A 12,778-nucleotide genomic window follows, 5' to 3' on the forward strand; every position below is an offset into this window, starting at 1 on the left:
GCATAAAATGCAAAAAAGAATGGGAACATTTCTGGCCAGCGCAATCGCAGCACTGTCCATGACCGTATCGGCAGCCTTTGCTGATACGACAATCAAAATGGTTGAAGTCATCACCAGCCCGCCTCGTACCGAGCTGTTGAAAAAGCAGATTGCCAGCTTCGAGCAGGCAAATCCCGGCACAAAAGTGGAGCTCGTATCGCTTCCATGGGGACAGGCGTTTGAAAAATTCCTGACCATGGTCCAGGCCGGGGACACGCCTGACATTGTTGAGATGCCAGAGCGCTGGATGGGTCTTTATGCCAATAATGCCCAGCTTGAAGACCTTGGACCCTATCTCGCCAAGTGGAAAGATGCCGGCACGCTCGGCGATCGCGCCAAGCAGTTCGGTTCGGTTGTCGATAACAAGCAGTACATGATCCCTTACGGCTATTACATCCGAGCCATGTTCTGGAACAAGAAGCTCTTCGCCGAGGCAGGTCTCAAAGAAGCACCGAAGACACTCGACGAATTCATGGAAGCCAACAAGAAGATTTCCGCGATCAAAGGCAAATATGGTTATTGCCTGCGCGGTGGTCCTGGCGGCTTCAACGGCGTTCAGATGTTCATGAACATCGCCAATGGCAAGGGCGGCTATTTCAATGCCGATGGCACAGCGACAATCAACGAACCCGGCTCGGTCAAGGGTCTGGAGTTGCTGGCCGACATTTACAAGAATGGCTATGCTCCAAAAGACAGCGTGAGCTGGGGCTTCAACGAGATCGTCACCGGCTTTTACTCCGGAACCTGCGCAATGCTTGATCAGGATCCAGATGCACTGATCGGCATTGCTGAAAAAATGAAAGCGGAAGACTTCGGCGTCGCTCCCTTGCCAACAGGACCAAACGGTAAATCCTACCCGACTTTGGGTTATGCAGGTTGGGCGATGTTTGCTGATTCCGAGGTCAAGGATGACGCATGGAAACTGATGGCGACATTGCTTTCGCCTGAAGACAATATTGAATTCGCCAAGAATGTCGGGGTTCTGCCGATCCACAATGGCGCGGACAAAGACCCATATTTCGGCGCTGAAGCCTTCAAAGGATGGTTTGAGGAAATCAACGACCCAAAAACCTTCGAATTGGTGACACCACCAACCCATCTTGAAAACCTCGGCAATTTCTATGACTCCGTTTCAGTCAAGAATTTTCAGGAAGTATTGCTCGGCCAGAAAACGCCAAAAGCAGTCGCTGATGAGTGGGCTGCTTTCCTCACCGAACAGCAGCAAGCCTGGATGGCGAAGAACAAGAAATAATCTGAGTTGAATAAATGCTCCGGTGCGCTGTGCCGGAGCATTCATTGCGGGGATTGCAATTGCCTTGTGCGTGGTTCGACAAGCTCACCATGAGGGAAGTTTATAAGCTGCGGGGAGCCGGGTTCTGAGACGTTGCAGAAAACCTTGCAACTAACCACGTCCCTCATGGTGAGCTTGTCGAACCACGCACAAAACCTATGCAAACGAGCTTAAAGCATTGTGTCGTGTATTATGGAGAAAGATTCTAATGACACACGCAACAGCGGCGGGTTTGCCGCAGGGAAATGGAAGGGAAGGTGGCAAGCGCCGCTTCTCGACTGTTTTCGAACCATGGCTCTATCTGAGCCCCGCACTTGTCCTGCTTTTGCTCGTGCTCGTCGTTCCGCTGATATTCGGTATCAGCTATTCTTTCCGGAAGTTCTCGGCGTTCAAATCTGAATTTGTCGGCCTTGGTCAATATGAAGCCCTGCTGCATGATGCAAATCTCGGTCAGGCGCTGATGAATACACTGTGGTGGACTGTTGCCAGCCTCGTTTTGCAGTTCTTCCTTGGTTTAGGATTGGCATTGCTGCTTGATCGCAATTTTTACGGCAAGAAAGTGGTGCAGGCCATCGTATTCCTGCCTTGGGCAGTTCCGTCCTTCCTTTCAGGTCTTACATGGGCGTGGCTTTTCAATCCTATTGTCGGGCCTTTGCCACACTGGCTGTTCGCTTTGGGGCTCAAGTCCGAACCCACCAATATTCTCGCTGATCCAGCGACCGCCATGTGGGGGCCTATCATAGCGAATGTTTGGTTCGGCGTGCCCTTCTTCGCCATCACCCTGCTGGCTGCGTTGAAATCCATTCCCGGCGAGCTGCATGAAGCTGCGGCCATTGATGGGGCGAGCCCGTGGCAGCGCTTCATGAAAGTGACCCTGCCTTTTCTTGCGCCCACCATTGCGATCACAGTGATGCTGCGCACCATCTGGATCGCCACTTTTGCCGACCTGATTTATGTCATGACCGAGGGCGGACCCGCGGGTTCAACCAATACAGTTGCAACCTATATTTATGTGAGCGCTTTCAAGACGCTGGACAAAGGCTACGCCTCAGCGGTCGCGGTACTCCTGCTTGCACTCCTCATCCTCTACGCGATTGTTTTGATCCGCATTCGCAAATCTCTCGTGAGGTATTCCTGATGATCGCCGGACGCTCACGCAATGCCAGGATTCTTGGCGGAATTGGCCTTTATAGCGCAGTCGCCGCCTATGTAATTTTTGCGCTCTTTCCCCTGTTCTGGACACTGAAAATTTCAGTCACGCCGCAATCGCTTCTCTATTCAGAGGGCATAACGCTTTGGCCGTCATCAGCAACATTCGAGAATTACAAGACTGTTTTGCGCGCTACAGACTTTCCGCGCTACTTCGTCAATAGTGTCATTGTATCAGTCATAACGGCAGTGCTGGTAACAATCATTGCATCAGCGGCCGGCTATGCAATGTCGCGCTTCTCATTTCGTGGAAAAACGACTGTCGCCGTCACACTCCTGCTGACCCAGACGTTTCCTCTGGTCATGGTGATACCGCCAATTTATCGAATAATGGGCCAGCTTGGGCTGACTGACAGCCTGACCGGTCTGATCATCATATATACTGCCTTCAACATCGCCTTTGCCACATTTCTCATGCAATCATTCTTCGATGGCATACCGAAAGACCTGGAAGAGGCGGCGATGATCGATGGCTGCAATCGCAGCCAAGCCTTGCGCCGCGTTATCATTCCTCTGACCCTACCGGGAATGGGGGCAACGCTCGGTTTCGTATTCACTGCGGCATGGAGCGAATTGCTGTTCGCATTGATGCTTATTAGCAGCGACAACCAGAAAACCTTCGCGGTTGGCCTACTCACATTCATTGGCAAGTTTGCGGTCGACTGGGGTCAGATGATGGCCGCCTCGGTGCTGGCTTTGATACCCGCATGTCTATTCTTCGCCTTCCTGCAACGATACCTCGTCACAGGCCTCACGGCCGGTGCGGTGAAGGGCTAATAAGGGATTTAACACGATGGCTTCTGTCACTATTACCAACGTCCAGAAAAGCTACGGCGCCATGAATGTGCTCTCTGCCGTTAATCTCGAAATTCCGGATGGCGAATTTGTCGTGCTTGTCGGGCCGTCAGGCTGCGGCAAGTCCACCCTGTTGCGCATGATCGCCGGGCTTGAAGAAATCTCCGCCGGAGAGATCAGGATTGGCGACCGCGTCGTCAATGATGTGGCGCCCAAGGATCGCGACATCGCCATGGTGTTTCAATCCTACGCGCTCTATCCGCATATGGATGTGGCCTCGAATATGGGCTTTAGTCTTATGCTGCGGAAAGCGGCCAAGGAACTTGTCCTGGACCGCGTCAGCAGCGCCGCAAAGCGACTGGGGCTGGACGTGCTTTTAGAGCGGCTTCCCCGCCAGCTTTCCGGTGGTCAGCGCCAGCGGGTTGCCATGGGCCGCGCTATTGTTCGTGATCCCAAAGTGTTCCTTTTTGACGAACCACTCTCCAATCTCGATGCCAAGCTTCGTGTGCATATGCGTACGGAAATCAAGGCGCTGCACCAGCAGCTGAAAACCACATCGGTTTACGTCACCCATGATCAGGTGGAAGCAATGACCATGGCAGACCGCATTGTGGTCATGCATGATGGCATTATCCAGCAAGTCGGCACGCCCTTGGAACTATACGATAATCCGGCCAATATTTTCGTTGCAGGATTCATCGGATCTCCGGGAATGAACTTCCTTCCAGCTGTGGTACGCCGCGAGGGGGATAAGGCTTGGGCCGAGTTGAGCGACGGTCAGACCATTGGCCTGCTTCCGCAATTGGAAATCTCGGACAGCGAAAGAGTGACAATTGGCATTCGCCCCGAGAATATTGAAGTCGGCGGCGGCACTGATCTGAAGGCACAGATAGAGGTCATAGAGCCTCTTGGACTGTCGACGCAGTTCTATACGAAGCTTTCCGGGCACCAGACCTGTATATTCGCCATGGGTAGGACAGACCGGCAACCCGGAGATATGATTGGACTTGGCATCAAGCCAGAGAATGTCCATCTTTTCCATGGCGCGAGCGGTTTGCGCATCGGGTAGGCCATATAGAGAGCATAGACGTCTTTGCGTGGTTCGCCCTTGGCAAGCTCAGGAGCTCGCATGAGGGGATGGGTGGGCTGCAAGTCTCGTGAATCGAGCTCGATGCAATGGCATAAACCTTCCTCATGGTTAGCTTGTCGAACCACGCGGAAGGTCTATGCAAAATGGTTCAAGAAATTGTGCCTGCGTCCGTAAGGTTCGGCAATTGAAGAAAACAACCGCACCGAAATTATATTCCTGATATCCCGTAAAATGTGGTATGAATTTCGTCTAATTCTACTTTCATGACGCTAGAATGCCTATACAGGCGATCTACAAAGTGACATTTTCCAATCATTAGCCCAAATGCGTACAAAGACGCAGCGGCGCATAGATATCGGATGGAAATAAAATGAACTGGCTGAAATCAATCGTCGTCATCGGTGCTCTGGCAATCTCACCCGTGCATGCATTCGCAGGCTCGAACCTTGAGGAAATCAAGTCCGCAGGTGTTCTCAAGATTGGTACTGAAGGCACTTATGCGCCATTTACCTATCACGACGCCGCCGGCAAGCTTGTTGGTTTCGATGTGGAAATCGGCGAAGCCATTGCCAAAAAGCTCGGCGTGAAAGCCGAATTCCTGGAAGGCAAATGGGATGGTTTGATTGCCGGTCTTGACGCCAAGCGCTACGATACTGTTATCAATCAGGTCGGCATTACCGAGGCCCGCAAGGCCAAGTATGACTTCTCCGAACCCTACATCGCATCCAAGGCCGTTCTCATCGTCAAAGGCGACAATGATGAAATCAAGGGTTTTGCTGATCTGAAGGGTAAAAAGTCTGCTCAATCTCTTTCCAGCAATTTCGGCAAGATCGCCCAGAGCAATGGCGCAGAGCTGGTTGGAACTGACGGCTTCGATCAATCAATCCAGCTTCTGTTGAGCGGACGCGCCGATGCAACCGTCAATGACAGCCTGTCGTTTCTTGACTTCAAAAAACACAAGCCCGACGCCAATGTAAAAATTGCAGCTGAACAGGCCGATGCGGATTTCTCCGGAATCATCATTCGCAAAGGCGAGCCTGAATTGCTGGCAGAAATCAACAAGGCGCTTGAAGCAATCAAGACCGATGGCACTTATAAACAGATTGCCGACAAATATTTCGGCCAGGACGTTTCCAAGTAATCACCGTTTACGGCAAACAGAATTTACGCTCTAACAGGGCAGGGGGTTTGTCCCCCTGCCTTTTATTTTTTCCAAGGAGAAGAGGCCGTGCCCAGCTGGCTTACTTTGATGCTCGAATCCTTGCCCTCACTTTTGTGGGCTGGCTTGATCTTCACCATTCCGCTGACGCTTTTATCGTTCGTGCTGGGGCTCTCTGTTGGCCTGCTCGCAGCGCTTATAAGGCTTTTCGCTCCCGCGCCCTTTGCGGCCATCATCAAATTCTACGTCTGGATTATCCGTGGCACACCGCTGCTGGTTCAGCTTTTCCTGATCTTCTATGGCCTGCCAAGTGCCGGAATTGTTCTTGATGCTTTCACCGCTGCACTGATTGGCTTCACGCTCAATATCGGTGCCTACACTTCGGAAATTCTGCGTGCGGTCATTTCCTCGGTCCCTAAAGGCCAGTGGGAAGCCGCCTATTCCATTGGTATGAACTGGTCACAGGCCATGCGGCGCACGATCCTGCCACAAGCCGCCCGCGTCGCAGTGCCCCCCTTGTCCAACACATTTATCTCACTGGTAAAGGACACTTCTCTCGCTGCCGCCATCACCGTGCCCGAGCTTTTCCAGGCGGCACAGAGGATTGTCGCCACGACCTATGAGCCACTTATTCTCTACATTGAAGCGGCGATCATCTACCTCATTTTAAGCTCGGTTCTCTCATCTTTGCAGGCAAGACTGGAAACGCGGCTCAACCGGTATGGTGGCTTTCTGGAGGCCCGATCATGATGATCCAACTCAAGAATATCGAGAAGAATTTTGGCGATCTTCAAGTCCTGAAGAATGTGTCTCTTGATGTAGCAGAAGGTGCGGTAATGGCACTTGTCGGCCCTTCCGGTGGCGGCAAGAGCACATTGCTTCGCTGCATTAACCTGCTTGAAATTCCCACCGCTGGCAGCGTCGAAATCGCCGGAGACCGTCTTGAGTTTCAGCCGGGCGTCAAACCTTCGACGAAGCAAATTCAATTGCTCCGGCGTCACACTGGCATGGTCTTTCAGAACTTCCAGCTCTTTCCCCATCGAACCGTGATTGAGAACGTGACCGAGGGCCTGACCACCGTTCTCAAATGGCCCAAAGAGAAGGCGAGGGAGCGCGCAAAGGCCCTCTTGGAAAAAGTTGGCCTTGCACATAAATCGGAGGTCTGGCCCTCAACACTTTCCGGCGGACAGCAACAGCGTGTCGCCATTGCCCGTGCATTGGCTCCATCACCCAAGGTCCTTTTGTGCGACGAACCTACCTCTGCGCTCGACCCGGAACTATCGGGCGAGGTGGTCGATGTTCTGGCTCAATTGGCGCGGGAAGGCACAACAATGGTCATGGCCACGCATGATTTGCGGCTGGCTTCACGCATCGCCAATGAAGTAATCGTATTGGATGGCGGCGTAATTGTTGAAACGGGTACTTCACGTGATATCTTCACTCAGCCCAAGCATGAACGTACAAAACGCTTCATAGCCACGCTGACTCACGATGGTCATATGCATGGCGAGGGTATTTAAAAAGCTGATCTAAGCGACCTCGACGCGATTTCGGCCGCTTAGTTTTGCATGATAAAGTGCCTTGTCAGCAGCCTTGAGCAAGGCCTCCATGCTTGCATATTTCTCGCCCAAGCTGGCAACACCGGCGCTCACAGTGACATTGACGCTTTCCGATCCCGAGACAAAATCCGTATTTTCAATCTCGCTGCGCACGCGTTCTGCCAATGCATTGGCAGCATCCTGTTTTGTATTGGCGAGCAGTAGCAAGATTTCTTCGCCGCCATAGCGGACCACAACATCACCAAGGCGCACATTCTTCTGGATGATTGCCGCCACATCAGCCAGTACCGTGTCACCCGTATAATGTCCAAGCCTGTCGTTGATTGTTTTGAAATGATCAATATCAATCATTATCAACGAGCAATGGGCCGCTTTGGCTCGATTATCATTCATTGCTCTTAAAGCTGCCTTGTCGAAGGCCCTGCGATTCTGGAGCTTTGTCAGGGGATCCACAGAAGCTTCATGCTCCAGCGCCCTGATGATCCTCAAGCGGGATTTTTCCCTTTCCAGGAAATTGACGATAATGACGACATTGGCGATATTGGCCAATATGACTGCGATCAATGGCGCGCCGACAATGGTTGCAACGACTTCACCTGGCAGCAGCACAACGGAAATAATCGAGAGTGATGCAGCCAGCCCGATGAGCGTCGAGCGACCAAAGCCAACCGGAATTTTTCGGACCGGAACACGTGCTGCAGCATAACTCACGCAGCAAAGCATTAAGATGGACAACAGCCCTGGCACGACACCAACGCCGCCGAGCCATATGCGATAGGCAGCGATCAATAAAGCAGCAATGACGGTGCCAATAAGTCCCCCATAAGGATAAACAATTGCCAGGAGAGCGGTGCGGCCATCGAAGAAGACACCCGGTGCCGGCATCACCGCATCGTTCATCGACAATATGGCACCAGTGGCAAAGAGGATGCCGATAGCAGCACTCTTTTTCCAACCATTCGGAAAATTACGAATGACCATCGAATAGGAAAGGATGACGAGCGCGGTTATACCAAGTATCCGCACAATCCCCGTCGCCAGTATGCTTAATTCCATTTCATTCTCAACGTATAGAACCGACAGTTGATCTACATTCGGTATTGTTGGAGCATGGCCTGTGCACCACGCAAAAACAACCTCTGAATGTCACTGGGGCTTTCATTTGATGTTAAACCTGGTCCAAGCACCTTGGGAGCAAGAGACTCTAAAGCCTTTAGGCCAGTCCTTCTTCAGTCAAAGCTCGTTGTACTGAGTGCATACGCTCGATCCTATCCCGATATTCGAGGAGCCGCGGCGATACTTCCATATTCGACATGCGCGCCCAGCGTAACATGACATAGAGAAATGCATCCGCCACGCTGAAATCGCTGCCCAACAGAAATGGTTCATCGAGCACCTCGGTGAGATAGGCGAACCGCCCGGCGACCATTTTGGTCAGGTCGCTTTTTGCTTCGTCACCCGGCAGGAAAAAGGAAAAGACGAAGGGCTTTTGAATTTCGCTTGATATGAAAGCCAGCATCTCAGTTTGCCTGTCGATATCAGGCTTTGACCCTTCCGAAAATCGCGGCGAGTTTCGTGAGATCCAGTTGAGAATTGCAACATTTTCCGTAAGTTGCCGACCATCGTCAAATTCCAGCAGGGGTACATAGCCCTTGGGATTTACCTTATTGTAATCGCCAGGTTCCTTGATCGTTCGCGTGAAAACATCGACCTTGATCAGCTGCGGCGTATGACCGCCTTCCGCAAGGGCGATATGCCCGGCTAAAGCACAAGTGTCGGGAGAATAGAAATATTTCATGATTGGACCCTCTCGAATAGCGTTAGACCCGATTTCGGCGCGCAGCCAAGATAAAAGCCTGTTTCAGTAATTTGCAACAGTGAGCCTTGTCTCGGCGCAACATAAGGGATTTTGCAGCGCACCATTGGTTCATGGGGAAAACAACTTCTAGGGACTGGACCAATCCGGGAGAGGGGTTCAACTGTAGCTGAAGCGAGTCTCCTGGCAGGCTGGCTACGACCTTCTGACAGAAAACCCCACTGATAAAGGAATAATCATGCAGCAGCCTCACAAAGTGCCGGTGCGTAATCTTGTTGCTGCTGTTATCGGCAATGCGCTCGAATGGTATGATTTTCTTGTGTTTGCCTTTATGACACCCATCATCGCGCGGTTGTTTTTTCCGGTCGATCCCTCCGCCTCAAGCAGCGATCTGAATGCTATCCTGATGACCACGGCCATTTTTGGCGTCGGGTTTCTGATGCGTCCCGTCGGCGGCATTATTCTTGGTCTTTATGGCGACAAGCATGGCCGCAAGGCTGCCATGGTGTTGATCACTTCGCTCATGGCGGTTTCCATGGCGATCATCACATTCGCTCCGACCTATCAGGCGGCGGGCGTGTTGGCTCCATTGCTGATCCTTATCGCCCGGCTGATACAGGGCTTTTCGGCCGGCGGCGAATTCGGCACGGCGACAGCATTGCTCATCGAGATGGCCCCTCGCGAAAAGCGTGGCTTTTATGGCTCCTGGCAAATGACCGGCCAGATGATCGGACTGTTGATTGGCGCCGCTGCAGGCACGTTAATGACAGTCTATTTTACGCAGGAGCAGATCGAGGCATGGGCTTGGCGCATTCCCTTTTTCGTTGGCCTGGTCATCATTCCTGTTGCCGTCTATATCCGTCAACGCCTTGATGAGACAGAAGTATTCCGCAATGCCAAACGGGAAGAGACCGTTAAAGGCACCCACATCAGTATCGGAGAATTGCTGGCAAGCTCATGGCGCGAAACAGTATTGGGCATCGGGCTTGTCGCAGCTGCTACTGTTACGGTGTATATAACCTTCACCTATCTCGTGACCTTCGCGACGAAGATTCTTCAGCTGCCACTTCAGGAGACGTTCGAGGTTCAGATGCTTGGGGCATTGTGGGTTGTTGTCCTGACACCCTTGATGGGTATCCTTTCCGATAGGGTGGGCCGAAGCAAGCTGTTGATCACCTCGCTTGCGGTCTATCTCGTCATCTTGTTTCCGCTCTATTCGTGGCTGACAGCCGCTCCCACGATCAGCAGGCTTATCGTGGTACAGCTGGCAACCGGTCTTTGCGCGGCAGCATTCTTTGCCGTGTTCAGCACAGTCATGGCCGTGCTCTTTCCAACACGCGTGCGGTCTTTGGGTCTGTCAATCTCGTACAATATTGCCGTGATGCTCATTGGTGGTTTTGCACAGTTCATCGTGACCTGGCTGATCCAGAAGACCGGATCACCCATGGCGCCGACTTATTATGTCATGTTCGGCGTGGCGCTCGGCCTCATCGCTGCATTGATCCTCGGCAAGAGGGCAGATAGCAACGAGCACTTCTGATAGCAGGGTACTTTGGCGAAGTACGCGTTAGATTGGGATGCACCGCCGGGCGCGTTGCATCCTCCTAAACCAGACATTCAATACGTGTCGCACTTCATCCTTGACCCCGTCCGGATACACATAGTTATCACGTAATCTATCTTATGGAACCAAGCCAGGTCCAGCAATGCGCGATCTGAAGCAATTCGAATTTCTCTGTTTTAGCTTAAGATTTCTAAATCGCGGCTGCGTGCAATTCTGCCGCCGGTCTGTGGTTTTGCAACGCCTGTTGTGTGCGGAAAACTGAGTGGCAGTCCCTTAAGCGAACGCATTGCCAGATAAGCGAAGCATTCCGCTTCTACCGCATCGCCGCGCAGGCCCACATCGTCAGCGATGATCACCTCCACACTAGCTCGCTTGGCAATTTCCTTCATCATTACCGGGTTCTTGCGCCCACCGCCACATACGACAATCTTCTTGGGTCGTTCCGGCAGAAGGTCCAACGCTTTTCCCACCGCGCCAGCAGTAAAAGCTGTCAGGGTCGCTGCACCATCTTCAAGACCAAGACCGTCAGCCATGGATGCCGGGAAATCAAACCGATCAAGCGATTTCGGATATGGTGCATGGAGGAATGGATGGCTGAGAAGCACGCGCAAGCGCTCCTCATCAACGTTTCCACTTGCGGCAATCTTGCCGTCACGGTCCATTTCCTTGCCCGTTTTCGCCCGAATCCAGTCATTGACCGGAGCATTGGCCGGACCGGTATCAAAGGCGATCATGTCGCTTGAATTGCACCAGGTGATGTTGGCGACACCGCCCAGATTGAGCATGGCATGATCGGCGCCAGCTCCAATCTTTTGCAACATGGCCTTGTGATAAATCGCCGAAAGCGGCGCTCCTTGCCCGCCTGCCTCTACATCCGCAGAACGGAAATCGAACACAACATCCGTTCCAACAATCCGCGACATGATTGCGCCATCGCCCAATTGTCGTGTGAATCCGCGATTTCCGCCTTGAGGCGCCACATGGAGAACCGTCTGACCGTGAAAGCCGACAGCTGCAATATCGGAAGACTGGAAGCCATGCTTTTCAAGGAATAGATTGACGGCAAGCGATTGCGCTTCCGTCAACGCGATTTCCGCTTTGCGAAAGATTTCCGGCTCAGGGCCCTTGAATTGCCATTCACGGGCAATGTCCAAAGTTTCCGCCAAAAGCGAGCGAATATCGGTGGGATAAGGTGCCAATTCCCAGGGGCCGAACTCGTCAATGGTTTCGCCATCACTGCGTATCATTGCAATATCGATGAAACCATCCAGCACAGTGCCGGTCATGAGACCGACTGCCCAGCTTGACTTCATATCGGAGGTTTTAGGATGGTTCATACGGCGGACTGCGCTCCCGAGCGATTGCGGTATTTCGCAGACTTGTTAACTCGTTGGCGGCATGATCCGCAAGCGCCGTTTCCTATTGTAATCTGGGCAAGAGAGGGAGCTATTTGCGAACGGCTCCAGCTATCCGCCACTGGCAATATATTGACTGTAGACCTCAACGCCCAGCCAGATAAGCGCTGCTAGCCCGAACAACACGACCAGCACTACCAGAATTGGGTAACCCTGTTCGCCCTGCTTTATCCTTGGCGCTTCGATCCTCTTGGCCATTGTTAATCCTCAAATCTTATGGTTCTGACCAACAAAAAATGGTGCGGCCAGCCGTTTCAAGTGGTGGCTTGAAAGACTGGCCGTACGGATGCCAAAACTTACGCTGCAGCAGCGTTGATGCGATTTTCTGCCATGCCGGTCAGAGCCTTATCCGTCTTTAGCTCTTCATCGAGATTTTGCTGAAGCAGGGCGGCGCAATCATGGCGACCAAGCTGCTTGGCCCATGCGACGAGCGTGCCATAGCGTGTAATTTCATAATGCTCGACAGCCTGAGCGGCAGCGATCAACGCCGCATCGAGAACATCATCATCATCTACCTCGCCTGCAATGTCGTCGGCCTCTTCCAGAATGCCATCAATGGCCGGGCAATTCACACCACTGACTTCAACACCATGCTGGGCAAAAACCTGCTCCAGACGCTCAATCTGCAGATGTGTTTCCTGCAGATGTTTTTCAAATCCATCCTTGAGAGTTTGATCAGTAGCCTTGTCGATCATCTCGGGCAAAGCTTTTACGATCTGGTTTTCCGCATAGTAAATATCCCGAAGCGTATGGACGAACAGGTCGTCCATCGTTTTGATATCCTTGGAAAAAAATCCCATGTTCATTCTCCTGATTACAGACACAGACCACCATCCGCAGC

At 52.3% G+C, this 12,778-nt stretch carries 13 protein-coding genes; 8 read left to right on the forward strand and 5 right to left on the reverse strand.

The features are described from left to right. Positions 1-19 precede the first annotated feature (19 nt). The 7 genes from QFZ34_RS00130 (at position 20) to QFZ34_RS00160 (ending at position 7,103) form a co-directional block, all read left to right on the forward strand. Positions 20-1,291, forward strand: a complete 1,272-nt coding sequence (locus tag QFZ34_RS00130) for an ABC transporter substrate-binding protein (protein WP_307275939.1) — start codon at positions 20-22, stop codon at positions 1,289-1,291. Positions 1,292-1,538: 247 nt separating this feature from the next. Then, positions 1,539-2,468: a carbohydrate ABC transporter permease gene (locus tag QFZ34_RS00135; RefSeq protein ID WP_115053688.1), complete on the forward strand. Its 930-nt coding sequence runs from the start codon at positions 1,539-1,541 to the stop codon at positions 2,466-2,468. Next, positions 2,468-3,316 carry a carbohydrate ABC transporter permease gene (locus tag QFZ34_RS00140; protein ID WP_307275296.1) on the forward strand — a complete coding sequence of 283 codons (849 nt, stop codon included), beginning with the start codon at positions 2,468-2,470 and terminating at the stop codon, positions 3,314-3,316. The genes QFZ34_RS00135 and QFZ34_RS00140 overlap by 1 nt, the downstream gene beginning before the upstream one ends. A gap of 16 nt (positions 3,317-3,332) precedes the next feature. Then, positions 3,333-4,403, forward strand: coding sequence for an ABC transporter ATP-binding protein (locus tag QFZ34_RS00145; RefSeq protein WP_115053686.1), 1,071 nt, complete (start codon positions 3,333-3,335; stop codon positions 4,401-4,403). A gap of 391 nt (positions 4,404-4,794) precedes the next feature. Beyond that, entirely contained in the window at positions 4,795-5,565 is a 771-nt protein-coding gene (locus QFZ34_RS00150) for an amino acid ABC transporter substrate-binding protein (protein ID WP_115053685.1), read from the forward strand. An 87-nt stretch (positions 5,566-5,652) separates the two neighbouring features. Continuing rightward, a complete protein-coding gene (locus tag QFZ34_RS00155) occupies positions 5,653-6,333 on the forward strand; it encodes an amino acid ABC transporter permease (RefSeq protein ID WP_115053684.1) in 681 nt (226 codons plus the stop codon). Next, a complete protein-coding gene (locus QFZ34_RS00160) occupies positions 6,333-7,103 on the forward strand; it encodes an amino acid ABC transporter ATP-binding protein (protein WP_115053846.1) in 771 nt (256 codons plus the stop codon). The genes QFZ34_RS00155 and QFZ34_RS00160 overlap by 1 nt, the downstream gene beginning before the upstream one ends. A gap of 9 nt (positions 7,104-7,112) precedes the next feature. Here the strand turns inward: QFZ34_RS00160 and QFZ34_RS00165 are convergent, their stop codons facing one another. Both QFZ34_RS00165 and QFZ34_RS00170 read right to left on the reverse strand, forming a co-directional pair. After that, positions 7,113-8,198 (reverse strand): GGDEF domain-containing protein, encoded by a 1,086-nt coding sequence (locus QFZ34_RS00165; protein WP_115053683.1) that lies wholly within the window; start codon positions 8,196-8,198, stop codon positions 7,113-7,115. Positions 8,199-8,355: 157 nt separating this feature from the next. After that, positions 8,356-8,940 carry a glutathione S-transferase C-terminal domain-containing protein gene (locus QFZ34_RS00170; RefSeq protein ID WP_307275304.1) on the reverse strand — a complete coding sequence of 195 codons (585 nt, stop codon included), beginning with the start codon at positions 8,938-8,940 and terminating at the stop codon, positions 8,356-8,358. Positions 8,941-9,196: 256 nt separating this feature from the next. Here QFZ34_RS00170 and QFZ34_RS00175 point away from each other — a divergent pair, with 256 nt between their 5' ends. After that, the gene (locus QFZ34_RS00175; RefSeq protein WP_115053681.1) at positions 9,197-10,498 is read left to right on the forward strand and encodes an MFS transporter; all 1,302 of its coding nucleotides are present in this window, start codon (positions 9,197-9,199) and stop codon (positions 10,496-10,498) included. Between the two features lie 200 nt (positions 10,499-10,698). Here QFZ34_RS00175 and QFZ34_RS00180 read toward each other — a convergent pair whose 3' ends face one another. The 3 genes from QFZ34_RS00180 to QFZ34_RS00190 form a co-directional block, all read right to left on the reverse strand. Next, positions 10,699-11,835 (reverse strand): anhydro-N-acetylmuramic acid kinase, encoded by a 1,137-nt coding sequence (locus QFZ34_RS00180; protein WP_307275942.1) that lies wholly within the window; start codon positions 11,833-11,835, stop codon positions 10,699-10,701. A 153-nt stretch (positions 11,836-11,988) separates the two neighbouring features. Then, positions 11,989-12,135, reverse strand: coding sequence for a hypothetical protein (locus QFZ34_RS00185; RefSeq protein ID WP_307275307.1), 147 nt, complete (start codon positions 12,133-12,135; stop codon positions 11,989-11,991). 98 nt (positions 12,136-12,233) lie between these two features. Continuing rightward, positions 12,234-12,737 carry a YciE/YciF ferroxidase family protein gene (locus tag QFZ34_RS00190; protein ID WP_307275309.1) on the reverse strand — a complete coding sequence of 168 codons (504 nt, stop codon included), beginning with the start codon at positions 12,735-12,737 and terminating at the stop codon, positions 12,234-12,236. Positions 12,738-12,778 lie beyond the last annotated feature (41 nt).

It is taken from the genome of Phyllobacterium ifriqiyense, assembly GCF_030817885.1.
GTDB lineage: Bacteria > Pseudomonadota > Alphaproteobacteria > Rhizobiales > Rhizobiaceae > Phyllobacterium > Phyllobacterium ifriqiyense.